At 44.7% G+C, this 24,536-nt stretch carries 40 protein-coding genes, 1 rRNA gene and 1 pseudogene (1 of these 42 running past the window's edge); 3 read left to right on the top strand and 39 right to left on the bottom strand.

What is annotated here, in order from left to right; translation table 11 throughout:
* Positions 1-854, bottom strand: a 16S ribosomal RNA gene (locus NYE28_RS00950) (it extends 696 nt beyond the left edge of the window).
* Between the two features lie 341 nt (positions 855-1,195).
* On the opposite strand from NYE28_RS00950, the gene pdaB reads away from it, so the two are divergent.
* The gene (pdaB, locus tag NYE28_RS00945; RefSeq protein ID WP_011996204.1) at positions 1,196-1,960 is read left to right on the top strand and encodes a polysaccharide deacetylase family sporulation protein PdaB; all 765 of its coding nucleotides are present in this window, start codon (positions 1,196-1,198) and stop codon (positions 1,958-1,960) included.
* On the opposite strand, the gene kbaA is transcribed toward pdaB, so the two are convergent.
* Complete coding sequence (kbaA, locus tag NYE28_RS00940) at positions 1,961-2,557, bottom strand: KinB-signaling pathway activation protein (RefSeq protein WP_007410420.1); 597 nt, start codon at positions 2,555-2,557, stop codon at positions 1,961-1,963.
* Between the two features lie 107 nt (positions 2,558-2,664).
* Here kbaA and gerD point away from each other — a divergent pair, with 107 nt between their 5' ends.
* The gene (gerD, locus tag NYE28_RS00935) at positions 2,665-3,222 is read left to right on the top strand and encodes a spore germination lipoprotein GerD (RefSeq protein WP_007410419.1); all 558 of its coding nucleotides are present in this window, start codon (positions 2,665-2,667) and stop codon (positions 3,220-3,222) included.
* Positions 3,223-3,254: 32 nt separating this feature from the next.
* On the opposite strand, the gene NYE28_RS00930 is transcribed toward gerD, so the two are convergent.
* The 3 genes from NYE28_RS00930 to NYE28_RS00920 all read right to left on the bottom strand — a co-directional run bounded on the left by NYE28_RS00930 (position 3,255) and on the right by NYE28_RS00920 (position 5,604).
* The gene (locus NYE28_RS00930; protein ID WP_007410418.1) at positions 3,255-4,307 is read right to left on the bottom strand and encodes an Mrp/NBP35 family ATP-binding protein; all 1,053 of its coding nucleotides are present in this window, start codon (positions 4,305-4,307) and stop codon (positions 3,255-3,257) included.
* A 79-nt stretch (positions 4,308-4,386) separates the two neighbouring features.
* Complete coding sequence (gene cwlD, locus NYE28_RS00925) at positions 4,387-5,100, bottom strand: N-acetylmuramoyl-L-alanine amidase CwlD (RefSeq protein WP_007410417.1); 714 nt, start codon at positions 5,098-5,100, stop codon at positions 4,387-4,389.
* A 60-nt stretch (positions 5,101-5,160) separates the two neighbouring features.
* A complete protein-coding gene (locus NYE28_RS00920) occupies positions 5,161-5,604 on the bottom strand; it encodes a DUF2521 family protein (RefSeq protein WP_011996201.1) in 444 nt (147 codons plus the stop codon).
* Between the two features lie 130 nt (positions 5,605-5,734).
* Between NYE28_RS00920 and NYE28_RS00915 the strand changes: the two genes are divergently transcribed.
* Positions 5,735-6,208 (top strand): DinB family protein, encoded by a 474-nt coding sequence (locus tag NYE28_RS00915; protein WP_025284101.1) that lies wholly within the window; start codon positions 5,735-5,737, stop codon positions 6,206-6,208.
* Between the two features lie 13 nt (positions 6,209-6,221).
* Here the strand turns inward: NYE28_RS00915 and NYE28_RS00910 are convergent, their stop codons facing one another.
* The 34 genes and pseudogenes from NYE28_RS00910 to rplB all read right to left on the bottom strand — a co-directional run bounded on the left by NYE28_RS00910 (position 6,222) and on the right by rplB (position 24,525).
* Positions 6,222-6,989 (bottom strand): class I SAM-dependent methyltransferase, encoded by a 768-nt coding sequence (locus NYE28_RS00910; protein WP_007410414.1) that lies wholly within the window; start codon positions 6,987-6,989, stop codon positions 6,222-6,224.
* Between the two features lie 137 nt (positions 6,990-7,126).
* Positions 7,127-7,519: a 30S ribosomal protein S9 gene (rpsI, locus tag NYE28_RS00905; protein WP_003225846.1), complete on the bottom strand. Its 393-nt coding sequence runs from the start codon at positions 7,517-7,519 to the stop codon at positions 7,127-7,129.
* Between the two features lie 20 nt (positions 7,520-7,539).
* Positions 7,540-7,977, bottom strand: a complete 438-nt coding sequence (gene rplM / locus NYE28_RS00900; protein WP_003225844.1) for a 50S ribosomal protein L13 — start codon at positions 7,975-7,977, stop codon at positions 7,540-7,542.
* Positions 7,978-8,136: 159 nt separating this feature from the next.
* The gene (truA, locus tag NYE28_RS00895) at positions 8,137-8,880 is read right to left on the bottom strand and encodes a tRNA pseudouridine(38-40) synthase TruA (RefSeq protein ID WP_076425820.1); all 744 of its coding nucleotides are present in this window, start codon (positions 8,878-8,880) and stop codon (positions 8,137-8,139) included.
* Between the two features lie 12 nt (positions 8,881-8,892).
* Positions 8,893-9,690 carry an energy-coupling factor transporter transmembrane protein EcfT gene (locus NYE28_RS00890; protein ID WP_059366897.1) on the bottom strand — a complete coding sequence of 266 codons (798 nt, stop codon included), beginning with the start codon at positions 9,688-9,690 and terminating at the stop codon, positions 8,893-8,895.
* On the bottom strand, positions 9,687-10,556 hold the full coding sequence (locus NYE28_RS00885) for an energy-coupling factor ABC transporter ATP-binding protein (protein ID WP_094031444.1): 870 nt from the start codon (positions 10,554-10,556) through the stop codon (positions 9,687-9,689). The genes NYE28_RS00890 and NYE28_RS00885 overlap by 4 nt, the downstream gene beginning before the upstream one ends.
* Positions 10,532-11,377, bottom strand: a complete 846-nt coding sequence (locus NYE28_RS00880; RefSeq protein WP_007615256.1) for an energy-coupling factor ABC transporter ATP-binding protein — start codon at positions 11,375-11,377, stop codon at positions 10,532-10,534. The genes NYE28_RS00885 and NYE28_RS00880 overlap by 25 nt, the downstream gene beginning before the upstream one ends.
* A 131-nt stretch (positions 11,378-11,508) precedes the next feature.
* Entirely contained in the window at positions 11,509-11,871 is a 363-nt protein-coding gene (gene rplQ, locus NYE28_RS00875) for a 50S ribosomal protein L17 (RefSeq protein ID WP_003156550.1), read from the bottom strand.
* A 77-nt stretch (positions 11,872-11,948) separates the two neighbouring features.
* The gene (locus tag NYE28_RS00870) at positions 11,949-12,893 is read right to left on the bottom strand and encodes a DNA-directed RNA polymerase subunit alpha (RefSeq protein ID WP_003156549.1); all 945 of its coding nucleotides are present in this window, start codon (positions 12,891-12,893) and stop codon (positions 11,949-11,951) included.
* 176 nt (positions 12,894-13,069) lie between these two features.
* Complete coding sequence (rpsK, locus tag NYE28_RS00865) at positions 13,070-13,465, bottom strand: 30S ribosomal protein S11 (protein ID WP_007410409.1); 396 nt, start codon at positions 13,463-13,465, stop codon at positions 13,070-13,072.
* 20 nt (positions 13,466-13,485) lie between these two features.
* Entirely contained in the window at positions 13,486-13,851 is a 366-nt protein-coding gene (gene rpsM / locus NYE28_RS00860) for a 30S ribosomal protein S13 (protein ID WP_003156545.1), read from the bottom strand.
* Between the two features lie 22 nt (positions 13,852-13,873).
* A complete protein-coding gene (gene rpmJ, locus NYE28_RS00855; protein ID WP_003156543.1) occupies positions 13,874-13,987 on the bottom strand; it encodes a 50S ribosomal protein L36 in 114 nt (37 codons plus the stop codon).
* A 33-nt stretch (positions 13,988-14,020) separates the two neighbouring features.
* Positions 14,021-14,239, bottom strand: coding sequence for a translation initiation factor IF-1 (infA, locus tag NYE28_RS00850; RefSeq protein ID WP_003156508.1), 219 nt, complete (start codon positions 14,237-14,239; stop codon positions 14,021-14,023).
* Positions 14,217-14,541 (bottom strand): annotated as a pseudogene (locus NYE28_RS00845) (RNA-binding protein). Before NYE28_RS00845 ends, infA begins: the two are co-directional and overlap by 23 nt.
* A gap of 22 nt (positions 14,542-14,563) precedes the next feature.
* On the bottom strand, positions 14,564-15,310 hold the full coding sequence (gene map, locus NYE28_RS00840) for a type I methionyl aminopeptidase (RefSeq protein WP_007410408.1): 747 nt from the start codon (positions 15,308-15,310) through the stop codon (positions 14,564-14,566).
* Positions 15,307-15,960 carry an adenylate kinase gene (locus NYE28_RS00835; RefSeq protein WP_094031443.1) on the bottom strand — a complete coding sequence of 218 codons (654 nt, stop codon included), beginning with the start codon at positions 15,958-15,960 and terminating at the stop codon, positions 15,307-15,309. The genes map and NYE28_RS00835 overlap by 4 nt, the downstream gene beginning before the upstream one ends.
* Positions 15,961-16,011: 51 nt before the next feature.
* Positions 16,012-17,307, bottom strand: a complete 1,296-nt coding sequence (gene secY, locus NYE28_RS00830; RefSeq protein ID WP_007615246.1) for a preprotein translocase subunit SecY — start codon at positions 17,305-17,307, stop codon at positions 16,012-16,014.
* Between the two features lies 1 nt (position 17,308).
* Positions 17,309-17,749, bottom strand: a complete 441-nt coding sequence (rplO, locus tag NYE28_RS00825) for a 50S ribosomal protein L15 (protein ID WP_007410405.1) — start codon at positions 17,747-17,749, stop codon at positions 17,309-17,311.
* Between the two features lie 30 nt (positions 17,750-17,779).
* Positions 17,780-17,959, bottom strand: a complete 180-nt coding sequence (rpmD, locus tag NYE28_RS00820) for a 50S ribosomal protein L30 (protein WP_003156497.1) — start codon at positions 17,957-17,959, stop codon at positions 17,780-17,782.
* Between the two features lie 13 nt (positions 17,960-17,972).
* Complete coding sequence (rpsE, locus tag NYE28_RS00815) at positions 17,973-18,473, bottom strand: 30S ribosomal protein S5 (protein ID WP_003156493.1); 501 nt, start codon at positions 18,471-18,473, stop codon at positions 17,973-17,975.
* A 24-nt stretch (positions 18,474-18,497) separates the two neighbouring features.
* The gene (rplR, locus tag NYE28_RS00810; protein ID WP_003156492.1) at positions 18,498-18,860 is read right to left on the bottom strand and encodes a 50S ribosomal protein L18; all 363 of its coding nucleotides are present in this window, start codon (positions 18,858-18,860) and stop codon (positions 18,498-18,500) included.
* A gap of 34 nt (positions 18,861-18,894) precedes the next feature.
* Entirely contained in the window at positions 18,895-19,434 is a 540-nt protein-coding gene (gene rplF, locus NYE28_RS00805) for a 50S ribosomal protein L6 (protein ID WP_003156490.1), read from the bottom strand.
* A gap of 30 nt (positions 19,435-19,464) precedes the next feature.
* Positions 19,465-19,863, bottom strand: a complete 399-nt coding sequence (gene rpsH / locus NYE28_RS00800; RefSeq protein WP_003156489.1) for a 30S ribosomal protein S8 — start codon at positions 19,861-19,863, stop codon at positions 19,465-19,467.
* Positions 19,864-19,894: 31 nt separating this feature from the next.
* Complete coding sequence (gene rpsN, locus NYE28_RS00795) at positions 19,895-20,080, bottom strand: 30S ribosomal protein S14 (RefSeq protein ID WP_003156488.1); 186 nt, start codon at positions 20,078-20,080, stop codon at positions 19,895-19,897.
* A 22-nt stretch (positions 20,081-20,102) separates the two neighbouring features.
* Positions 20,103-20,642 (bottom strand): 50S ribosomal protein L5, encoded by a 540-nt coding sequence (rplE, locus tag NYE28_RS00790; RefSeq protein WP_003156487.1) that lies wholly within the window; start codon positions 20,640-20,642, stop codon positions 20,103-20,105.
* A gap of 26 nt (positions 20,643-20,668) precedes the next feature.
* On the bottom strand, positions 20,669-20,980 hold the full coding sequence (gene rplX / locus NYE28_RS00785) for a 50S ribosomal protein L24 (protein ID WP_003156486.1): 312 nt from the start codon (positions 20,978-20,980) through the stop codon (positions 20,669-20,671).
* A gap of 36 nt (positions 20,981-21,016) precedes the next feature.
* The gene (gene rplN / locus NYE28_RS00780) at positions 21,017-21,385 is read right to left on the bottom strand and encodes a 50S ribosomal protein L14 (protein ID WP_007410404.1); all 369 of its coding nucleotides are present in this window, start codon (positions 21,383-21,385) and stop codon (positions 21,017-21,019) included.
* Positions 21,386-21,425: 40 nt separating this feature from the next.
* Positions 21,426-21,689, bottom strand: coding sequence for a 30S ribosomal protein S17 (rpsQ, locus tag NYE28_RS00775; RefSeq protein ID WP_003156484.1), 264 nt, complete (start codon positions 21,687-21,689; stop codon positions 21,426-21,428).
* Between the two features lie 22 nt (positions 21,690-21,711).
* A complete protein-coding gene (gene rpmC, locus NYE28_RS00770) occupies positions 21,712-21,912 on the bottom strand; it encodes a 50S ribosomal protein L29 (protein WP_003156482.1) in 201 nt (66 codons plus the stop codon).
* On the bottom strand, positions 21,902-22,336 hold the full coding sequence (gene rplP, locus NYE28_RS00765; RefSeq protein WP_003156478.1) for a 50S ribosomal protein L16: 435 nt from the start codon (positions 22,334-22,336) through the stop codon (positions 21,902-21,904). Before rplP ends, rpmC begins: the two co-directional genes overlap by 11 nt.
* Position 22,337: 1 nt before the next feature.
* Positions 22,338-22,994 (bottom strand): 30S ribosomal protein S3, encoded by a 657-nt coding sequence (gene rpsC / locus NYE28_RS00760; RefSeq protein ID WP_003156476.1) that lies wholly within the window; start codon positions 22,992-22,994, stop codon positions 22,338-22,340.
* Between the two features lie 3 nt (positions 22,995-22,997).
* Positions 22,998-23,339 (bottom strand): 50S ribosomal protein L22, encoded by a 342-nt coding sequence (gene rplV / locus NYE28_RS00755; protein ID WP_003156475.1) that lies wholly within the window; start codon positions 23,337-23,339, stop codon positions 22,998-23,000.
* 16 nt (positions 23,340-23,355) lie between these two features.
* Complete coding sequence (rpsS, locus tag NYE28_RS00750) at positions 23,356-23,634, bottom strand: 30S ribosomal protein S19 (RefSeq protein WP_003156472.1); 279 nt, start codon at positions 23,632-23,634, stop codon at positions 23,356-23,358.
* Between the two features lie 57 nt (positions 23,635-23,691).
* On the bottom strand, positions 23,692-24,525 hold the full coding sequence (gene rplB / locus NYE28_RS00745) for a 50S ribosomal protein L2 (RefSeq protein WP_003156470.1): 834 nt from the start codon (positions 24,523-24,525) through the stop codon (positions 23,692-23,694).
* Positions 24,526-24,536: the final 11 nt, after the last annotated feature.

Raw genomic sequence — 24,536 nt, 5'->3', positions numbered from 1 at the left:
GCGGAAACCCCCTAACACTTAGCACTCATCGTTTACGGCGTGGACTACCAGGGTATCTAATCCTGTTCGCTCCCCACGCTTTCGCTCCTCAGCGTCAGTTACAGACCAGAGAGTCGCCTTCGCCACTGGTGTTCCTCCACATCTCTACGCATTTCACCGCTACACGTGGAATTCCACTCTCCTCTTCTGCACTCAAGTTCCCCAGTTTCCAATGACCCTCCCCGGTTGAGCCGGGGGCTTTCACATCAGACTTAAGAAACCGCCTGCGAGCCCTTTACGCCCAATAATTCCGGACAACGCTTGCCACCTACGTATTACCGCGGCTGCTGGCACGTAGTTAGCCGTGGCTTTCTGGTTAGGTACCGTCAAGGTGCCGCCCTATTTGAACGGCACTTGTTCTTCCCTAACAACAGAGCTTTACGATCCGAAAACCTTCATCACTCACGCGGCGTTGCTCCGTCAGACTTTCGTCCATTGCGGAAGATTCCCTACTGCTGCCTCCCGTAGGAGTCTGGGCCGTGTCTCAGTCCCAGTGTGGCCGATCACCCTCTCAGGTCGGCTACGCATCGTCGCCTTGGTGAGCCGTTACCTCACCAACTAGCTAATGCGCCGCGGGTCCATCTGTAAGTGGTAGCCGAAGCCACCTTTTATGTCTGAACCATGCGGTTCAGACAACCATCCGGTATTAGCCCCGGTTTCCCGGAGTTATCCCAGTCTTACAGGCAGGTTACCCACGTGTTACTCACCCGTCCGCCGCTAACATCAGGGAGCAAGCTCCCATCTGTCCGCTCGACTTGCATGTATTAGGCACGCCGCCAGCGTTCGTCCTGAGCCAGGATCAAACTCTCCGATAAAGTAGTTTGACTGACTACGCACATCGCTGTGCGATTTATTTAAAACTTTGAATTAACAGGTACGTTTTGTCTTGTTTAGTTTTCAAAGATCATTACCGCTTGTTGAAGCAGCTTTATTATCTTACCACTCAGCTTCTTTTATGTCAACAACTTTTTTTAAGTTGTTTCCGAAGCTTTTCGTTGTTGTCTGCTGTTCATCAGCGACGTTTAATAATATACCATGCATTCTTTAAATTTAGCAAGTGTTTTTTTTTCATTTTTTTAAAACGTATTTCGTTATATTCATCTCCGCCGCGGCATACGATGTAATCAAGCATGGACAAGATAAGGAGGCGTCATCAGTGAATCACTTCTACGTGTGGCACATCAGAAGGATAAAACAGCTGCTTATTATTATCATTGCCGCATTTGCAGCAGCCAGCTTTTTTTATATACAGAGAGCCGTCCCCCTTCCTGTATTTTTAACTGATAGCGGCCCGAAGGCTATTTCAAAAGGGGAGACGAAAGCGGGCGAAGTCGCATTAACATTCGATATCAGCTGGGGCGATGAAAAGGCGGTTCCGATTCTGAACGCGCTAAAAGCAAACGGTATTAAAAACGCTACTTTTTTTCTGTCAGCTTCTTGGGCGGAACGGCACCCGGACACAGTTGAACGTATGGTAAAAGACGGACATCAAATCGGCAGCATGGGATATGCGTATAAGAATTATACCAACCTAGAGGACAATGAAATAAAAAAAGATATCCTCCGGGCCCAGACCGCATTTAAAAAGCTGGGTGTGAAGAATGTTCATTTACTCCGCCCGCCGACCGGACAATTTAATAAAAAGGTTCTTACCATTGCACAGCAGTACCACTATTCAGTGGTTCATTACAGCGTTAACTCGCAGGATTGGACAAATCCCGGCCCTGATAAAATCATTGAAAATGTAAACAGTCATATAAAAGGCGGCGACATTGTTCTGCTGCACGCCTCTGATTCAGCAACACAGACTGAAGAAGCGCTCCCCGCCATCATTCACAATTTAAAGCAAAAAGGACTGAAAAACGTGACCGTCGGCGACCTGATCGCAAATACTGATGTCAAGTCATCAGAAGTGAAATAATTACCTCTGGGCAAACTTCGGCAGCATTAGCAGCTGAAACGCATTGCAGCCCATCAGCGGAATCAGCATCAAATAAAGCCAGTCCTCATTATTCACTCGTAGCGCAGGAACCCATTCAAGCGCTGTAATAACAACCATTAAAAATAATGATGAAACGAACGTATTTTTTGAGGACTGCTTTTGTTTTATATACGCCGTCAACAGGCCGACGGCAAGCAAAGCCAGCGGCAGCCAGACAAACCCTGCAATCGAGTCATCCCGCTCTCCGAAAAACAAAAATCTGACGTACATTAAATCAAAAGCGACAAACAGAATGATAAACAGCTGAAGCAGATTCCAAAGCGAGCTTGACCTGAGAATTTCAAGGGCAAACCGGTGCACCGTCAGAAAAACGAAGAATCCCATCTGGCTGATCACACTGAAAATCATGCCTACCCCGATAAACCAGATCAGAACGGAGAAAATCTGACCGGCCTCAAAATTCAGAAAGAACCCCTTGTACTCCCCCCACTTCAGAGCAAATCCCACGACGCTTGTAATAAGAGCGCCCACAGCTAAAATCGAAAAGAAAAATCGAACAAGCCCGCGGCTTTTCATCTCTTATTCATCCCCCTGACAATCGCGTTCAGCGATATTTTGTTATGTATAAATCCATTCCGATGAATCATATTAAAAATAAGTACAAGTAAGGAAGGAGCTTATGCATGTCAAAAGCCAAAACGCTATTGATAAGCTGTTTTGTTTTATTATCTGTAACAGCTTGTGCTCCAAAAGACCAAGCAGCGGATATGGATTATGACCAGACTAAAAAAATGGTTGTTGATATATTAAAGACCGATGATGGAAAAAAGGCAATTAAGGAAATATTAAATGATGATGCGATGAATGAGGCATTGGTGATTGATCAAAATGCCATTAAAGGCACAATAGAGAAAACCCTCACCTCTAAAAAAGGGGCGGAGTTCTGGAAAACCATCTTTGAAGACTCAAAATTCGCCGAGAGCTTTGCAAAAACTCTTCAGCCCGAGCATGAAAAAATCATAAAAAAACTGATGAAAGACCCTGATTATCAGAAAAGTTTTATGCAGATCATGCAGGACCCGGGCATGGATAAAAAATACTATGAGCTGGTGAAAAGCCAAAAGTTCCGCAGTTACTTAGAAGATGTAATTACAGAGACACTTTCCAGCCCGCTTTTCAAAAAGCAATTCGAGGATGAATTAAAAAAAGCAGCTTCAAGCTCTGAAAAAGAAAGCCAATAAAAGGCCGGGCCGTGTTGATCCCGGCCCCTTTTTTATTCAGCTGTTTTTTCAATGACTTTCTGGGCGATCCCCATATAAATTTCCCCGATCGGATGACTTCTGTCATAGACAGAAGGCGCAAACTGATCCTTGTCCCAATCAGGCTGTTTTAAAGGAATTCTGCCAAGCAGCGGCACTTGCAATTCCTCTGCAAGCTTATCTCCCCCGCCTTGGCCGAACACATATTCTCTCTCGCCGGTTTTTGCACTTTCATAGTAAGCCATATTTTCAATGACCCCTACAACTTCATGATCGGTCTTAATCGCCATAGAACCCGCTCTCGCCGCTACAAATGCGGCTGTAGGGTGCGGCGTTGATACGATAATCTCTTTGCAGCTCGGAAGCATCGTGTGTACATCGAGCGCCACATCACCCGTGCCGGGCGGCAGATCAAGAACGATATAGTCAACCTCTCCCCAGTCAACCTCATGGAAGAAGTTATTCAGCATCTTGCCCAGCATCGGCCCTCTCCACACAACCGGAGCGTTTTCTTCGACGAAAAAGCCCATCGACATAACCTTTACTCCAAATCTTTCGACAGGAAGCAGTTTTTCTCCTTCTACTGTCGGGCGAACTGTAATACCCATCATGTCCGGCACGCTGAATCCGTATATATCCGCGTCGATCAAGCCGACTTTTTTTCCGAGCCGCGCAAGAGAAATGGCCAGGTTGACGGAAACCGTTGATTTGCCGACACCGCCTTTTCCGCTTGCCACCGCAAGAAAGACCGGCGGATGTTTCCTATTCAGCAGGGTTTCGCTTTCAGCAGCCGGCCGGCTGAATTTCGCCAATGTTTCTTCCGGCAGCTCTTCAAACCGCAGTCCCACAGTTTCCGCACCCGCTTCTTTCAGAACGGATACGATTTCCTGCTGAATACCCATCTGTTCAGCCGTCCCCGTTTTTGCCAATGCAATTTTCACACTGACATGCCGTTTTTCCGGCTTGATCTTTACTTCTTTAATGGCATCCAATTCTCCCAGCGGTCTATGAAGAAAAGGTTCGCGCATGTTTCCGACTATATTTCTTACTTCATCTTCTCTTATCATCGAACCCTCACCCTTTGTGTATTCGTTTACAAATGGTATTATACCATATATTAAACATAGAATCGGCGAAAAACCCTCCTTACTCGGGAGGGTCTCCTTTCTCTGTGAAGTATCTCAATACGCCCTTATACACGGAAGAAGCGATTTTGTCCTGATATTTGGGCTGGCCGAGCCTTTTCGCTTCCGCGGGATTGGACAGAAAACCGATTTCCACCAGCGCGCCCGGTTTGGTTACATTCTGCATTAAGTAAATGCCGTGTATCCGTTTCGCCTTTCTCGTTGTATTCTCCAAATTGATTCTCAATTCGTCCTGTATATATTTTGCCACTTTTTCATTTTCTTCGTATTTTCCATAGTAGAAGCTTTGGGCGCCGCTCCATCTCGGTGACGGTATGGCGTTCAGATGAATGCTGATATAAAGCTCCGCCTCTGAACGGTTGATGATTTCCACGCGCTTTCTCAGATCTTCCGCTTTGCGTCTGCTGTAGCCTTTCGTCCCTTCAGGAGCTAAATCAGTATCCGTCTCCCGCGTCATAATGACCAAAGCCCCCTGCTCCTGCAAATAGTCTCTGACCCTGGAGGCCACTTCGAGAGTAATGTCCTTTTCAAGGTGACTGCCTCCCGTGGCGCCTCCGTCCGGCCCGCCGTGTCCCGGATCGAGATAGATGATTTTCCCGCTCAGCGGCAGACTCCACGGCCGCCAGGAATCATCATTATGGAATTGAAACCGGAATAAACACAATAATATGATAAAGCCAAGTAAAAAACCGAGCCATTTCAGCTTTTTTGTCATACCTTTCCCTCCCGCTTGTCCCCGTTATTAATAAGTATGGGACAAGGGAAGAAATTATGATTACCTCATGCGGAGCTTACATTGTTTTTCTCTTTGCAGAAATCCTTCCGTCCACCAGCTGTTGATAAACCGGCAGGACGCTTCATAGATTTCTTTTTGTTTAACGGAAGAATATTGCTCATGCGTCCAATTGCAAAGATATTCAAAAAAATCGACCGTCAGTTCTTCCTCTTCCTCAGCCGAACGGGCGTTTGCCCTCTGCAAAGACTCACCATAATAGCCAAAGACGCCGAACCGGCCGCCTAATAAATACGCTTCAATTGCAAAATCTATGCATCCTTCACTCAGAATGCCGTTTTCGTCTTGAAGAAAGGGAAACAAAGGGGTAAGACATGCTTTTACGGACTGAATGATCTGCGTCAGTGACAGCTCCTTTAGTAAACTCTTCTCAAGCTCAAAATCCTTCTGCCGTTTCACGTCTGAAAAAGATAATACTTCTGCCATTGCCAGCCACGCTCCTTTTTACTGTTATTTTGAAAGGAAAAGGGAAAAAGCATGCTTTGTTGATAGTGGAAATCCTCCCAAATGAAGGAGTTTTATGTTAACTGGAAGAATAAAGAGCTGAGGTGACGTGATGAAAAAGCTGTTTCAATACAATTGGACGGTGCGTGACGAGTGGTTTATGATATGTGAAAAGCTGAGCCGGGAGGATCTGGCGAAAACCCGGACGGGCGGAATGAAGAGCATCTTGCGGACTTTATTTCATATCATTGATGTCGAGATCAGCTGGGCTCGTGCCATTTTAGGTAAAGATGATGTTTTACCTGCTGAGTCTGACTATACAAGCATTCAGGATCTCAGAAAACTGTCTGAACAGTATCGGGAGGATGTCATTCATGCGGTCTCCCTCAAAGGACCGGATCTTGTTAAGCCGGGCTGGATGGACCAAACCTTTCCTAAAGAAGATATTCTCCGCCACATCCTTGCGCATGAGATTCACCATATGGGACAACTGTCGGTTTGGGCCAGAGACATTGGAGTAGAACCGGTTTCGGCTAATGTGATCAGCCGACCGCAGGAAAAAGCCGCAAAAAAACAGCACCTCTGACGGGATGCCGTTTTTATATTTTAATGCTTCTTGTTACGGAGTATGTATTAATGTATTCATCCAGCACGAGGCCGCCTTTGTCCTCGTAAAAACCGGCAACCATGAAGCCTGCGTCAATCTGACCTTTAATTTGATCCTCCAGCGTATGGCCGAATTCAAGTGCTTCATGATTATCAATAAGTTCCTTTACCTTTTTCTTACTCAGATCTTTTTCATCCGAAAACGGAATGGAATACTTTACTTTTAGTACGCCTTCCTGCTCTAAATCCATATCAAATAAGAACACGACGGGATTTACAAAACCGGAGACTAAAGACCCGCCTTTTTTCAATACACGATGAGCTTCTTTCCATACCGGAAGAACCGTATCAACAAAGCAATTCGATACCGGGTGCACGATAAAATCAAATGACTCATCATCAAAACAGCTCAGATCATTCATGCTGCCTTTGACAGTCCGAAGCGTAAGATCGTCCCGCTCGGCAACCATTCTGTCTTGCGCAAGCTGTTTTTCCGAATTGTCAAAGATGGTCACGTCCGCTCCTGCAGCAGCAAGGACCGGCCCTTGCTGTCCTCCTCCTGAAGCGAGACAAAGAACCTTCAGACCGTCTATGGGCGGAAACCAATCCGCCGGCACATCTTTTCCGGGGGTCATTCTGATGCTCCAATTGCCTTTTTTCGCTTCACCAATCGTATGAGAATCAACCGCAACCGTCCATTCATTGCCTGTTTCGACTTTTTTATCCCATGCCTTGCTGTTATGTATGACTAACTTATTCATTATAACTGCGCTCCTTATTGGTAATGAATAGAGTATAACAAACAATTCTAGAAAAACATCGGATAACCTCTTGAATATGAGAAAAAAATACAAAAAAACCACAACCAAGAAGTTGTGGTTTTTGCCATCCAAAACGATTAACGTTTTGAGAACTGAGGTGCACGACGAGCGCCTTTAAGACCGTATTTTTTACGTTCTTTCATACGAGCGTCACGAGTCAGAAGACCAGCACGTTTAAGTGTTGCACGGTATTCTGGATCTGCTTCAAGCAAAGCACGAGCGATACCATGACGGATTGCTCCAGCTTGACCAGATAAGCCGCCTCCATGTACGTTTACTAAAACATCATAAGTACCAGCTGTTTCAGTTAAAGTTAATGGTTGTTTGATATCTTCGATTAGAGCTGGAGATGGAATGTGCTCGCTGATTTCACGATTATTAACGACGATACGACCTTCACCTGGAACTAAGCGCACACGCGCTACAGAACTTTTACGACGGCCAGTACCGTAATATTGAACCTGTGCCAAATTGGTAACCTCCTTTTTAATTAACCGCGAAGTTCGTAAACTTCAGGTTTTTGTGCTTCATGTGGATGCTCAGAACCACGGTATACGTTCAATTTCTTGAACATTTGACGACCTAGAGAACCTTTTGGAAGCATGCCTTTGATAGCAAGCTCAAGCATTTTCTCAGGGTAGTTTGTACGCATTTCAAGAGCAGTTCTTGATTTTAATCCGCCTGGATGTTGAGTGTGACGGTAGTAGATTTTGTCAGTTAACTTTTTACCAGTTAACTCGATTTTTTCAGCGTTGATGATGATCACATGATCTCCAGTATCAACGTGCGGTGTGTAAGTCGGTTTGTGTTTCCCGCGAAGGATAGATGCAACTTCTGTAGAAAGACGTCCTAAAGTCTTGCCTGCTGCATCAACAACTAACCACTTGCGTTCAATAGTACTTGCGTTAGCCATAGGTGTTGTACGCATTGAATTTCCCTCCTAAATGATCTGTCATTTTCAATAATCTTCGATTACGTTCTATTTCACAACACAATAAGTTCCGGGGCTTATCGTGGGGTTGAAATACATACCATATGATATCTTATAACTTTATGCAGACTCTGTCAAGAAAATGTTACACCTGGTTTAGTTGTCATAGCAAACGCTCCATAAATACAGCCCGTGCCCCGGTGCGGTGCGCCCCGCGGCTTCGCGATCCTTCGCTTCGAGCATTGCTTTTACATCATCGGGAGAAAATTTTCCAGCTCCTGTATCCAATAATGTTCCGGCAATGATTCTGACCATATTATAGAGAAAACCGTTACCGGTGATCCGCATCTGCAGGCCGTCTCCGGTCTCAGTCCAATCCAGCTCGTAAATCGTTCTGACTTTATCCTGAACCGCGGTATCAGCCGCACAAAAGCTTGTGAAATCATGTGTCCCGATGAGGTGCCTTGAAGCTTCCCTCATTTTCTGCACATTAAGCTGATATGCAAAATGGTAAGCGTAATGTCGTTTAAATACGTCCGGGTGTTTCTCCGTATATACAAAGTAGCGATATTCCTTTTGGACCGCGCTAAATCGTGCATGGAACCCATCATCCGCAATCTCTGCTGTTTTGACGGCAATATCATCAGGCAGCAGGGCATTGAGCGCAAACGGCCATTTCTCAGCCGGGATGGACAGCGGCGTATCAAAATGAATGACCTGCCCGGCAGCATGAACATCGCTGTCCGTGCGGCCGGATGAGTACACAGGCACTCTGCCGTCCGTTTTATGGATGACGGCCAGCGCTTTTTCCAATTCACTTTGAACGGTCCGTTTTCCAGGCTGAACCTGATATCCGTTAAATAAATGCCCGTCATAAGCAATGGTACATTTCACTCTCATTCAGCAGCACCTCTAACTTCTTAAGAAAAACAATAACACGGCTAATACGATGATGAGCAGAATAGCTCCGGTATCCTTTCCGGTCCAGACGAGCTTTCTGTATTTCGTTCTCCCCTCACCGCCCTGGTAGCCTCTCGCCTCCATGGCGACCGCGAGCTCTTCCGCGCGTTTAAAGGCGCTGACAAACAGCGGGACAAGCAGCGGAACAACCGCTTTGATTCTGTCTTTCACCGGGCCGCTTGTAAAGTCCGCACCCCTCGCCATTTGCGCCTTCATGATTTTATCTGTCTCTTCCATCAATGTCGGGATAAATCGCAATGATATCGACATCATCAATGCGAGTTCGTGTACGGGCAGCTTCACCTTTTTAAAAGGATTCAGGATCTGCTCCATTCCATCCGTTATTTCAATCGGCGTTGTTGTCAGCGTCAGCAGCGTCGTCATAAAGATAAGGTAAACGAAACGGAGAGAGATAAAAATCCCCTGTATAAGTCCGCCCTCATACACTTTAAACCAGCCAAGCTGAAAAATGACAGATCCTTCATGCGTCATGAAAATGTGTAATAAAAAGGTAAACGCCACAATCCAGATAATCGGCTTAAGCCCCTTCAGCAAAAAGCTGAACGGCACGCGAGTCAAGGCGATCACCCCGAATGTAAACAAACCGAGCAAAGCATACGTCTGTACGTTGTTTGCCAAAAAGACGATACATACAAAAAGAAAAATGCTGACAAGTTTTGTTCGCGGGTCCAATCGGTGAATAAGCGATGATCCCGGAACATACTTTCCGATAATCATGCTGTCCATCATTGGTCCTTTTCCTCCTGAAAGAAAGCCTTAATTTCACTGGCGGCATCCTGCAGGGTCAGCATGGGTTTTTCATACTTGACTTCGAGAGCCTTCTCAAGCCGTCTCTGAAACTTCACCGATTCAGGAAGATCCAGTCCCATTTCGGCCATCTCTTCACCTTTTACAAACAAGTCACGCGGACTCCCCGTCGCTTTAATGGTTCCTTTGTGCATGACGATCATTTCGTCAGCATAGCGGGCGGCGTCCTCCATGCTATGGGTGACGAGAACGGTAGTCAGGTTTCCCCGCTGATGAAGCGCATAGAACATGTCCATAATGTCCTGGCGCCCTCTCGGATCAAGACCGGCCGTCGGTTCATCCAAAACCAGCACTTCCGGCTCCATCGCGAGAACGCCGGCAATCGCCACTCTGCGCATCTGGCCGCCGCTGAGCTCAAATGGTGAACGATTCAAAATGTCTTCCGGAAGGCCCACAAGCCCCAGCATTTCTTTTGCTTTCCGTTCAGCGTCTTCTTTTTTTACACCGAAATTCATCGGTCCGAATGCGATGTCCTTCAGCACAGTCTCTTCAAACAGCTGATGTTCGGGAAATTGGAAAACGATTCCGACTTTTTTTCGCAAAGTCTTAAGGTCTTTATTCTTTTTACCGGCTGCCAGAATCGTGCTCCCGAGTTCAAGCTGTCCTTTAGTCGGTTTCAGCAAACCGTTTAAATGCTGCAGGAGCGTCGATTTGCCCGACCCTGTATGCCCGATGACGGCAACGTAGCTGCCCTCTTTTATCACGGCATTGATATCATACAGAGCCAGCCGTTCAAACGGTGTCTTCATTTGATAGCGGTGTTCTACATCTTTGATTTTAATGTCCACAGCTCATTCACCAGCCCTTCCTGAGTCAGATGGTTTTTCGTTAACGCCAGTCCGCTTTCTTTCAAAAGCAGGCTGAGCTGGAATGAGAAAGGCAAATCAAGACCGATGCGAACCAAGTCTTCGTTTAATTTAAAAATCTCTTCAGGCGTGCCCTCTGCATATTTCCTGCCGCCGTTCATCACAATGATCCTGTCCGCCCTTGCGGCTTCTTCCAGGTCATGTGTTATCGAAATGACGGTGGCCATGCCCTGATCTTTTAAGCGTCTGACAGTATCAAGGACTTCTTCTCTCCCAATCGGGTCAAGCATGGATGTCGCTTCATCCAAAATCATAATATCAGGACGCGCGGCAATAATCCCCGCGATCGCCACTCTTTGTTTTTGACCTCCGGAGAGATGGTGCGGCTCTTGATCAAGAAAATCCTGCATATTGACTTGTGTGACAGCCCAATCTACTCTCTCAATCATTTCTTCGCGCGGAACACCATTGTTTTCTAAACCAAAAGCCACATCATCGCGAACAGTCGTTCCGACAAATTGGTTATCGGGATTCTGAAAGACCATCCCTATTTTTTTTCGCACATCCCACACGGTATCCTCAGTCAGTTTGATGCCGCCGACTTCAATTTCTCCGGCCTCAGGCAAAATCAGTCCGTTCAGCGCTCTGGCCAAAGTCGACTTCCCTGAACCGTTGTGGCCTACGATAGCAAGCCATTCTCCTTCGTATACCTCCAGACTCACACCGTCCAGCGCCGGTCTTTCTGCATCTTTGCGGTAGCGGAATAGAATGTCTTTTACGGATATAAGCTGTTTTTGATCCACGGGCGCCTGACCTCCTCTCAGCTATAGCTCTGCTTTTCTGTCTCATGATAAAAAGTTCTGATATCTAAAAAAAGGGCATAGATCCAGTTAGAAACTGTCCCGCCCTTCTTTAGATACACAAAAATATGTGATTAAACCAATTCGATGATTGCCATTGGTGCACCGTCACCACGGCGAGGACCAAGCTTCATAATACGTGTGTATCCGCCTTGGCGCTCCTCGTAACGAGTTGCAATGTCAGAGAACAATTTTTGAAGTGCATCTTGGTTATTTTCTTCATTAGCAACCTCGTTGCGAATGTATGCAGCAGCTTGACGACGAGCATGCAAGTCACCGCGCTTACCAAGAGTGATCATCTTTTCAACAACAGAGCGAAGTTCTTTCGCACGTGTTTCAGTTGTTTCAATTCTTTCGTTGATGATCAAATCTGTTGTAAGATCACGAAGCATAGCTTTACGCTGTGAACTCGTACGTCCTAGTTTTCTGTATGACATGTGATGTCCCCTCCTTTAATGGAATGCTGTTTCTAAATAAAAAACACACGAAAATCCTAGTTCACATGGAAACTAGATCAATCGTCTTTGCGAAGGCCGAGTCCAAGTTCTTCTAGTTTCGCTTTCACTTCTTCAAGTGATTTGCGTCCCAGGTTGCGAACTTTCATCATATCTTCTTCCGTCTTGTTCGCAAGTTCTTGAACCGTGTTAATGCCCGCACGCTTCAAGCAGTTGTAAGAACGGACAGAAAGGTCAAGTTCCTCAATCGTCATTTCAAGAACTTTTTCTTTTTGATCCTCTTCTTTTTCAACCATGATTTCAGCATGCTGAGCTTCGTCAGTTAAACCGACGAATATATTAAGGTGTTCAGTTAAAATCTTTGAACCGAGAGCAATTGCTTCCTTCGGTCCAGTGCTTCCGTCAGTCCAAACATCAAGTGTAAGTTTGTCATAGTTTGCAACCTGGCCTACACGAGTGTTTTCTACCTGATAAGATAAACGAGAAACTGGCGTAAAGATTGAATCGATCGGAATCACGCCGATTGGCTGATCGTCTCTTTTGTTCGAATCAGCAGGTGTATACCCACGTCCTCTTTGTGCAGTAAGGCGAACTCGGAAACTCGCATTCTCACCAAGAGTCGCGATATGAAGATCCGGATTAAGGATTTCAACATCGCTGTCGTGTGTAATATCAGCTGCTGTGACAGTTCCTTCGCCCTGTACATCAATTTCAAGCGTCTTCTCTTCATCAGAGTAGATTTTCAATGCAAGCTTTTTAATGTGCAAGATTATCGTTGTAACATCTTCCACAACGCCTTCGATTGTCGAGAATTCGTGCAGTACACCATCTATCTGGATCGATGTTACAGCGGCACCAGGGAGTGAGGATAAGAGGATACGACGTAAGGAGTTACCCAGAGTTGTACCATATCCACGCTCAAGCGGCTCTACGACAAACTTACCAAATTTGGCATCGTCGCTGATTTCAACCGTTTCGATTTTTGGTTTTTCAATCTCGATCATTACTTAAAACCCTCCTTCAAAACGTCGAAACCTCGAATAGAATCATATGAGATTCCATCCGAAATTCCCCATTGTTTAGTCCCGTATGTGCTCAGGCAACGAGTCGGTGCATTCGTTTCATAAATAACTGTATCATAACCCATTATTGACAGGGACACAAAATCTATACAAACAAATTACACGCGGCGACGTTTTGGTGGACGGCATCCATTATGAGGAACAGGAGTTACGTCTCTGATAGCTGTAACTTCAAGTCCGGCAGCTTGTAAAGCACGGATTGCAGCTTCACGGCCAGAACCTGGTCCTTTAACAGTTACTTCAAGAGTTTTAAGTCCGTGTTCGATTGAACCTTTAGCAGCTGTTTCAGCAGCCATTTGCGCAGCAAAAGGAGTAGATTTACGAGAACCTCTGAATCCTAGAGCTCCGGCACTTGACCAAGAAAGAGCATTACCATGAGTATCAGTGATCGTAACGATCGTGTTGTTGAAAGTTGAACGAATATGAGCGATTCCTGACTCAATATTCTTTTTCACGCGACGTTTACGCGTGTTTTGTTTACGAGCAGCAGCCATTGTTTAGGTACCTCCCTTACTTATTTTTTCTTGTTAGCTACAGTACGACGCGGACCTTTACGAGTACGCGCATTGTTTTTAGAGTTTTGTCCGCGAACAGGCAAACCTCTGCGATGGCGGATTCCGCGGTAGCTTCCGATTTCGATCAGACGCTTGATGTTAAGAGAAACTTCACGGCGAAGGTCACCTTCTACTTTCAGTTTGTCAATAACATCACGGATTTTACCAAGTTCTTCTTCAGTAAGATCACGCACACGAGTATCTTCAGAAACACCAGCCTCTTTCAAGACTTGCTGAGCCGTTGTGCGGCCAATTCCGAAGACATATGTTAAAGAAATAACAACACGTTTGTCACGTGGGATATCTACACCAGCAATACGAGCCATTCTCTGGGCACCTCCTTATTAATTATCCTTGTTTTTGTTTATGCTTTGGATTTTCACAGATCACCATTACTTTTCCTTTTCTGCGAATAACTTTACATTTCTCGCAGATTGGTTTAACTGATGGTCTCACTTTCATGTGTTTCCAACCTCCTTCAGTTTCCGGAGTGCTTTATTTGTAACGGTACGTAATCCTGCCACGAGTTAAGTCATATGGAGATAATTCTACCGTAACTTTGTCTCCAGGTAAAATGCGAATGAAGTGCATGCGGATTTTACCAGATACGTGAGCCAAAACCGTATGGCCATTTTCGAGTTCAACTTTGAACATCGCGTTTGGCAGTGTTTCGACAATCGTACCTTCCACTTCAATTACATCGTCTTTCGCCATTCAAGTGTTCTCCCTTCTTCAAATCAGTAACTTGCTCTCTGACAAATTTCAAAAGAGAAAATCTCAGTTATCCGTTTGTCACACGCCCTGTTTCGTTTATACTGTTCTGAACTTCCGGAGATACGCAATCATAAAGGGTGAATGATTGATATTCTTTTTCTAAGGAGAATGAAATGTACGCTTTTCTCCGTCTGCTTTAGTACACGATGATGAATCTTCATTCCGGTGACAGCAGCTAGCCGGTTTTTCTTCCGACCAATTGTAAACCTACAATCTGCCCAGGTGCGGAATGAAAAACATATGTCATGGAATTCATTTCATCATCTAGACTTTTGTCAGTATATCAAAACCCGTTTCCGTAATCGCAATCGTATGTTCAAAATGAGCACACTTTTTCCCATCTACCGTTACAACCGTCCAGTTATCAGCCAATGTTTTCACATATCGGCTGCCAGCGTTAACCATCGGTTCTATAGCGAGAACCATACCAGGCTTCAGCCTAGGTCCTTTGTTTGGCGGACCGTAATGAGGAATTTGCGGATCCTCATGCAAGTCTTGACCAACACCATGTCCGACATACTCCCTAACAACTGAAAACTGCTCATTTTCGACATACGTTTGTATTGCGTGGGAAATATTCGACAAACGTTCACCTGGTTTTGCTTCCTTCAAGCCTTTATATAAAGACTCCTCTGTTACTTCCAGCAGTCGTTTATCATCATCACTGATGTTTCCTACCGGATATGTCCAAGCAGAGTCACCATGATAACCATTTAATTTAGCACCGATATCAATGCTGATAATGTCACCGTCACGCAAAACCCTTTTACCGGGTATTCCGTGAACGAGTTCTTCATTAACTGATACACAGATGCTCCCGCGAAACCCATTATACCCCTTAAAAGATGGGATTGCACCCTGCTTCTCAATAAAACGTTCGGCAATTTGATCCAATTCTTTTGTCGAGATTCCTGGTTTAATGTGCTTTTTCATCTCTTCATGAGTCAAAGCCACGATTCGCCCTGCTTCCCGCATGATGCCAAGCTCACGAGGGGTCTTACAGATAATCATTTGCTCAATCCTCCAAGAAGCTCTTTCACATCTTGGTACACGTCGTTAATGTCCTGCTGGCCATTGACGTTGACAAGATACCCTTTCTCAGAATAAAAATCGAGTAAAGGCTGAGTCTGCTTCATGTTGACCTCAAGCCGTTTTGAGACGGTTTCCTCATTATCATCTGCCCGTTGATAAAGGTCTCCTCCGTCTTTATCACAAACACCCGGCGTTTTCGGCGGATTGAAAACCAAATGATAGGTTGTGCCGCAAACACTGCAAATTCTGCGTCCAGTCAAACGTTCCATTAAAGAGTCTTTGTCTACTTTAATGTTAATGACATAATCAATCGGCTTGCCGTATTCCTCAAGAATGTTTTCAAGAGCTTCAGCCTGAGCGACTGTTCGCGGAAATCCGTCCAGAAGAAAACCTCTTTCACAATCATCTTTGCCGAGTCTTTCTTTGACAATGCCGATTGTGACTTCGTCCGGTACGAGCTCGCCTTTATCAATATAAGACTTTGCTTCGAGTCCGAGTGGTGTTTCTTCTTTCATAGCAGCACGGAACATATCTCCCGTTGAGATATGAGGTATCCCATAATCCTCAACAATTCGTTCTCCCTGTGTGCCTTTACCGGCTCCAGGAAGTCCCATTAAGACTAAGTTCATTCGGATTTCCCCCGTCCTCTCTTATTTAGAGGAATGGTTAAAACCAGTCCTCTAATTTTTCATAAATCCTCGGTAATTACGTTTCACTAACTGGCTCTCCAGCTGCTTCATTGTCTCCAAGGCTACCCCGACGACAATTAACAATGATGTTCCGCCAATCTGTGCACTTTGAGGCAATCCAGCGAATTGAATGAAAAAGATAGGAAGAATGGAAATCACGGCTAAGAATATAGAACCCACAAACGTAAGTCGATACAAAATGCTCGTAATTCTATCTTGAGTCATTTTCCCTGGACGAACCCCCGGGATATAGCCACCCTGTTTTTTTAGGTTATCAGCCATTTGTTCAGGGTTTACCTGCACAAAAGCATAGAAGTACGTAAAGGCGATAATTAATGCGACATAAACCGCCATGCCCACCGGATGTGTATTGTCAAAGTTGGCTTGAATCCACTTTGTCACATTGTTTTCTCCGAAAAATGACGCGATAGTACGCGGCGTAATAAGAAACGCAACCGCAAAGATTACCGGAATAACCCCTGCCGGATTCACTTTAAGCGGAAGGTGAGTTGACTGGCCTCCGCCAACAGGTGAACGACCTTGCCCTTTTGCATATTGAATCGCGATTTTGCGTACGGCCTGCTGAATGAAAATAACACCAACAATAACGGCCAAAATCGCAATCACCAGTAAAGCGATTTTTACAATATGAATAAACAGCTGATCGCTGCTGCCGACAAATTGAGTCTCATAAATCTGCCCAACAGTTTTCGGAATACTAGCCACAATCCCCGCGAAGATGATGATCGAAATTCCGTTACCTACTCCATTGGAAGTAATTTGTTCTCCCAGCCACATTAAAAAAGCAGTTCCTCCAGTGAGTACTAAAGCAATAATCAGATATGTCGATATGCCGGATTTTTCAATCAGCATACCGTTTGCCAGGTTGTTAAACCCGTAAGACATACCTAATGCCTGGATAAAACCAAGCACAATCGTAAAATATCTCGTGAACTGAGCTAATTTACGGCGGCCGACTTCACCTTGCTTAGACCACTCGGTAAACTTCGGCACAACATCCATCTGAAGCAGCTGAATGATGATTGAAGCAGTGATGTAAGGCGTAATTCCCATCGCAAAAATGGAGAACTGATAAAGCGCACCGCCGCCAAATGTATTAAGGAGATCAAAAACCCCCATCGAACTTTGTGTCTGCAACGCCTGAGCATTTACATATGGCACAGGGATAAATGCACCTATGCGAAAGACGATAAGCATGAGTAATGTAAAAATGATTTTATTCCGAATATCACTCACACGCATAAAGTTGGAGATTGTCTTAAACAAGTTAGATCACCTCAGCTGTACCGCCAGCAGCTTCAACAGCTTCTTTCGCAGAAGCAGAGAATTTATTGGCTTTTACAGTTAATTTTTTCTCTAATTTACCGTTGCCAAGAATCTTTACTCCTGCATTAAGTTTGCTAATAACACCAGTCTCAAGAAGAAGTTCAGGAGTGACTTCCGTTCCTTCCGCAAAACCGTTCAATTTGTCTACGTTCACAATAGCGTAATCCTTACGGTTGATGTTTGTAAAACCGCGTTTAGGAAGACGTTGGAATAAAGGCATTTGTCCCCCCTCGAATCCAGGGCGTACACCGCCGCCAGAACGAGCGTTTTGACCTTTGTGACCTTTACCAGCTGTTTTACCGTTACCAGAACCAATACCACGACCTACGCGATTGCGTACTTTACGTGAACCTTCTGAAGGCTTTAATTCATGAAGTTTCATTAGGACACCTCCTTAGCCTATAATTTATTTTTATTGTTCTTTAACAGAAACTAGATGAGATACTTTATTAATCATACCGCGGATCGCAGCGTTATCTTCATGAACGACAGTTTGGTTTGTTTTCTTTAAACCAAGTGTTCTTACAGTAACGCGCTGATCTTCCGGGCGACCGATTACACTGCGTTTGAGGGTAATTTCTAATTTAGCCATTAATGTTCCCTCCTTATCCTAACAGTTCTTCTACAGATTTTCCACGAAGCTTCGCAACCTCTTCGGCACGTTTAAGCTCACTTAAACCTTGAAGTGTTGCACGGATCATGTTGATCGGTGTGTTAGAACCTAAAGACTTAGAAAGGATATCAGCAACGCCAGCAAGCTCAAGTACCGCACGTACAGGGCCTCCAGCGATAACTCCAGTACCTTCAGAAGCAGGTTTCAACAAGATATTGCCTGCACCGAAACGTCCGATGATTTCGTGTGGAATCGTAGTTCCAACCATTGGTACTTCAATCAAATTCTTTTTCGCATCTTCAACAGCTTTGCGGATTGCTTCAGGTACTTCTTGTGCTTTACCAGTACCGAAACCTACGTGACCGTTTTTGTCACCGACAACGACTAGAGCTGCGAAACGGAAACGACGACCACCTTTAACAACTTTCGCTACGCGGTTAACCGTAACTAAGCGTTCTTCTAACTCTAATTTGCTTGGGTCAATACGACGCATAATCATGTGTCCCTCCTTTTTTTATTAAAATTTCAGTCCGGCTTCACGAGCTGCATCGGCCAGAGCTTTTACACGTCCATGGTATAAGTATCCACCGCGGTCAAATACTACGTCAGAAACACCTTTCTCAGAAGCGCGTTTCGCAACGAGTTCACCGACTTTAGCAGCAGCAGCGCTGTCACCAGTGCTTTCCACGTTCAAATCTTTATCGAGAGTAGAGGCACTAGCAAGTGTAACGCCATTTACATCATCGATGATTTGAGCATAAATGTGTTTGTTTGAACGGAACACATTCAGACGAGGTCTTTCAGCTGTGCCTGAAAGTTTAGCACGAACACGGGCATGTCTTTTTTGACGAGCAGCATTTTTGCTAGTTTTCGTAATCATCCTTAGGTCACTCCTTTCTTCACTTTAAGCGGTCTTACTTAGCAGATTTACCTTCTTTACGGCGAACAACTTCACCTTCGTAGCGGATTCCTTTACCTTTGTAAGGCTCTGGAGAACGTACAGCGCGGATGTTAGCAGCGATAGCTCCTACACGCTCTTTGTCTGTACCTTTTACAACTACTTTAGTTTGAGAAGGAACTTCGATTTCGATGCCCTCTTCAGGAACGATCTCAACAGGGTGAGAGTATCCAACGTTTAAAACAAGTTTGTTTCCGGATTTAGCCGCACGATAACCGACACCGACTAATTCCAAACCTCTTTCAAATCCTTTAGATACGCCTTCAACCATGTTTCCAAGCAGACTGCGAGTCGTACCATGCAGCGCACGGTGCTCTTTGTGATCAGAAGGACGAGTAACTGTAAGCACGTTGTCCTCAATTTTGATTTCCATATCAGGATGGAAAGTACGAGTTAATTCTCCTTTTGGTCCTTTTACAGCTACAGTGTTGCCTTCGTTCAGCGTTACTGTAACTCCAGAAGGGATCTCAAGCAGTTTTTTTCCTACACGAGACATACTAAAACACCTCCATTCTTGTTAAACTTCTTACCAAACGTATGCTAGAACTTCTCCACCAGCTTGTTTTGCACGGGCTTCTTTGTCCGTTAAAACACCTTGTGATGTAGAAATAATCGCGATTCCAAGACCGTTAAGTACGCGAGGTACTTCATTTGATTTAGCGTATACACGCAAACCTGGTTTGCTGATTCTTTTAAGACCAGTGATAACGCGCTCGTTGTTTTGTCCGTATTTCAAGAAAACGCGGATGATACCTTGTTTGCTGTCTTCTACGAACTCAACGTCACGAATGAAACCTTCACGCTTTAAAATGTCAGCAATTTCTCTTTTCAATTTAGAAGCAGGAATTTCAAGCTTCTCATGACGTACCATGTTTGCATTGCGAATACGAGTCAGCATATCTGCAATTGGATCTGTCATAACCATTATATAATTACCTCCTTCCCATTCTTGGGGATTACCAGCTGGCTTTTTTCACGCCAGGAATTTGTCCTTTATATGCAAGCTCACGGAAACAAATACGGCAAAGTTTAAATTTACGAATGACTGAGTGCGGACGTCCGCAGCGTTCACAGCGAGTGTACTCTTGCACTTTAAACTTTGGTGTACGTTGTTGTTTCGCAATCATTGACTTTTTAGCCACGATTTCGCCTCCCTTTCATTGATTATTTCTGGAACGGCATACCTACTTGAGTTAATAGCTCACGAGCCTCTTCGTCAGAGTTAGCAGTCGTTACGATAACGATGTCCATTCCGCGAACCTTTGTTACTTTATCGTAGTCAATTTCAGGGAAGATTAACTGTTCTTTGATACCAAGAGTGTAGTTTCCGCGACCGTCAAAAGATTTCTTAGAAATCCCGCGGAAGTCACGTACACGCGGTAAAGATACAGAAATAAGTTTATCAAGGAAATCATACATGCGCTCTCCGCGAAGAGTTACTTTCGCACCGATAGGCATTCCCTCACGAAGACGGAATCCAGCAATTGATTTCTTCGCACGAGTAACGACAGGTTTTTGACCTGCGATAAACGTTAATTCTTCAACAGCACTGTCGATTGCTTTTGCGTTTTGAACAGCATCACCGACACCCATGTTGATTACGATTTTTTCGATTTTTGGCACCTGCATAACAGAGTCGTAGTTGAACTTCGTCATTAAAGCAGGTGAAATTTCTTTATTGTACTTTTCTTTAAGGCGGTTCATGAGATAGACCTCCCTTCCTTTAAATACTATTTATCTAAGACTTGCCCAGATTTTTTTGCAACACGAACTTTTTTGCCATCTTCCACTTTGTATCCTACGCGAGTCACTTCACCTGTTTTAGGATCGAGCGGCATAACGTTTGATACATGAATTGGCGCCTCTTGATTAGAAATACCGCCTTGAGGGTTTGCTTGAGTTGGTTTAGAGTGCTTCTTCACCATGTTTACGCCCTCAACTAGAACGCGGTCCTTTTTAGGGAAAGCAGCAAGGATCGTACCTTGTTTGCCTTTATCTTTACCAGAGATAACCATTACTTTATCGCCTTTTTTCACATGCATCCTGATCGCACCTCCTTGAGTAAGGCATTTATTTCATTAGATAACTTCTGGAGCCAGAGAAACAATTTTCATGAAGTTGTTTTCACGTAATTCACGGGCAACCGGTCCGAAGATACGAGTTCCACGCGGGCTCTTGTCGTCACGGATGATAACACATGCATTCTCATCGAAGCTGATGTATGATCCGTCAGTTCTGCGTGCTCCGCTTTTTGTGCGAACGATAACAGCTCTTACGACTTCACCTTTTTTGACAACGCCTCCTGGTGTTGCTTGTTTAACCGTGCAAACAATTACATCACCAATGTTAGCCGTTTTACGTCCAGAACCGCCAAGAACTTTAATAGTAAGTACCTCACGCGCACCGGAGTTGTCAGCAACTTTTAAACGAGTCTCTTGTTGAATCATTATTTGTTACCTCCCTTCGGAAAAAGAATTCCGAACTTTATTAGATAATAACAGCTTCTTCGACAACTTCTACTAGACGAAAACGCTTAGTTGCAGATAATGGACGAGTTTCCATGATCTTTACGATGTCTCCGATTTTAGCTTGGTTATTTTCATCATGTGCTTTGAATTTCTTTGAGTATTTTACGCGTTTACCGTAAATAGGATCCTTTTTGTATGTTTCAACAACAACAGTGATGGTTTTATCCATTTTGTCAGAAACAACACGGCCTTGGTAAACTTTGCGTTGGTTACGTTCGCTCATGCTCACGACCTCCCCTCAGTGATTATTTGTTGGCAGCAATTTCTCTTTCACGAATCACAGTTTTCATGCGCGCGATAGCTTTGCGCACTTCACGAATGCGAGCAGTATTTTCAAGTTGTCCTGTCGCTAATTGAAAGCGAAGATTGAAAAGTTCTTCTTTAAGAGACTTTACTTTTTGTTCAATTTCAGCAGTGGTAAGGTCACGAATTTCATTAGCTTTCATTTGATTCACCACCAATTTCTTCACGTTTTACGAACTTCGTTTTAATTGGCAATTTGTGAGATGCAAGACGAAGAGCTTCACGAGCTACCTCTTCAGACACACCAGAAATTTCAAATAAAACTTTGCCCGGTTTTACAACAGCTACCCAGCCTTCAGGAGCCCCTTTACCGGAACCCATCCGTACCTCAAGCGGTTTAGCAGTGTAAGGTTTTGAAGGGAAAATTTTAATCCAAACTTTACCGCCACGTTTCATGTAACGAGTCATCGCAATACGTGCAGCTTCGATTTGGCGGTTTGTGATCCAAGAAGCTTCAAGAGCCTGGATACCGTACTCACCAAAATGTACTTCAGTACCGCCTTTAGCGCGACCGCGCATTTTTCCGCGATGCTCTCTGCGATATTTAACGCGTTTTGGTAATAACATATTATTTTCCTCCTTCCTCAGTTTTCTTCTTAGTAGGAAGAACCTCTCCACGATAGATCCAGACTTTTACACCAAGCTTACCGTAAGTTGTGTCAGCTTCAGATGTTGCATAGTCGATGTCAGCACGTAAAGTGTGCAATGGAACAGTTCCTTCACTGTAGTATTCAGAACGAGCAATGTCAGCTCCGCCAAGACGGCCGGAAACCATTGTTTTCACACCTTGTGCTCCAGCACGCATAGTGCGTTGGATTTGTTGTTTCTGCGCACGGCGGAAAGAAATACGGTTTTCTAGTTGACGAGCGATGTTGTCAGCTACAAGCTGAGCATCAAGATCTGCTCTTTTGATTTCAAGAATGTTAATGTGTACACGCTTGCCAGTAAGGCTGTTAAGGGCTTTACGAAGTGCTTCAACTTCAGATCCGCCTTTACCGATTACCATACCAGGCTTAGCAGTGTGGATCGTAATGTTAACGCGGTTTGCTGCGCGCTCGATTTCTACTTTAGAAACAGAAGCGTCAGAAAGGCGTTTGCTAATGAATTCACGAATTTTTAAATCTTCGTGCAGGAAGTCAGCGTAATCTTTACCAGCGTACCACTTAGATTCCCAATCACGAATGACTCCGATACGAAGACCGACTGGATTTACCTTTTGACCCACTACTTATCCCTCCTTCTTTTCTGATACAACGATTGTAATGTGGCTCGTACGTTTGTTGATTTGGCTCGCACGTCCCATAGCACGCGGGCGGAATCTTTTTAACGTTGGGCCTTCGTCAACAAATGCCTGAGAAATAACCAGATTGTTAGCGTCCATCTCGTAGTTGTGCTCAGCATTTGCGATAGCAGATTTTAAAACTTTTTCGATGATCGGAGAAGCAGCTCTCGGAGTTAAGTTCAGGATAGATACTGCTTCGCCTACTTGCTTACCTCGAATCAGGTCCATTACTAGACGTGCTTTACGAGGAGCAATACGGACTGTTCTTGCAACAGCTTTAGCTTGCATTTAAAAGCCTCCTCTCTTAGCGTCTTGTTTTTTTATCGTCACTGGCGTGGCCTTTGTAAGTACGAGTCGGTGCGAATTCGCCCAACTTGTGGCCTACCATGTCTTCAGAAATGAATACAGGCACGTGTTTACGTCCGTCATATACTGCGATAGTGTGACCGATAAATTGTGGGAAAATAGTTGAACGGCGAGACCAAGTTTTTACAACTTGTTTCTTGTCCGTTTCATTTAATTTCTCGATTTTTGTCATCAAGTGTCCATCGACAAATGGTCCTTTTTTCAAGCTGCGAGCCATTTTGGAACCTCCCTTCGTGATTGCACTACGGTCCGAAATGAACCGTAGACAACCCCGTTATTTATTTTTACGACGACGTACGATAAATTTATCAGATTTGTTCTTTTTCTTACGTGTCTTGAATCCAAGAGTCGGTTTGCCCCAAGGAGACATTGGTGATTTACGTCCGATTGGCGCGCGACCTTCACCACCACCATGCGGGTGATCGTTAGGGTTCATTACAGAACCGCGGACTGTAGGGCGGATGCCTTTCCAGCGAGAGCGTCCTGCTTTACCAACGTTGATAAGTTCGTGCTGCTCGTTACCTACTTGACCGATAGAAGCGCGGCAAGCAGAAAGGATCATGCGAACTTCACCAGAGTTAAGACGTACAAGAACGTATTTGCCTTCTTTACCAAGAACCTGAGCAGATGTACCAGCTGAACGTACAAGCTGTCCACCTTTACCAGGTTTTAATTCAATGTTATGCACAACTGTACCAACAGGAATGTTGATAAGCGGAAGTGCGTTACCTACTTTGATGTCAGCTTCAGGGCCGGACATGATTTCAGTACCTACTTGAATTCCTTTTGGTGCAAGAATGTAACGTTTTTCTCCGTCTACATAGTTGATTAGTGCAATGTTAGCTGAACGGTTTGGATCGTACTCAACTGTAGCAACGCGTCCAGGTATACCATCTTTATCGCGTTTGAAGTCGATAACACGGTATTGGCGTTTGTGTCCGCCACCTTGGTGACGTACAGTCAATTTACCTTGGTTGTTACGTCCGCCTTTTTTGTGAAGGGGCGCAAGCAAGGATTTTTCCGGCTGGTCAGTCGTGATTTCAGCAAAATCTGAAGTTGTCATGCCACGACGTCCGTTAGAGGTCGGTTTATACTTTTTAATCGCCATTTTGAATTTCC

The organism is Bacillus sp. FSL R5-0443, assembly GCF_038608285.1.
In the GTDB taxonomy this organism is placed as follows: domain Bacteria; phylum Bacillota; class Bacilli; order Bacillales; family Bacillaceae; genus Bacillus; species Bacillus velezensis.
The sequence above is the reverse complement of the archived record's forward strand: the minus strand, read 5'-3'. Positions and strand labels throughout refer to the sequence as shown.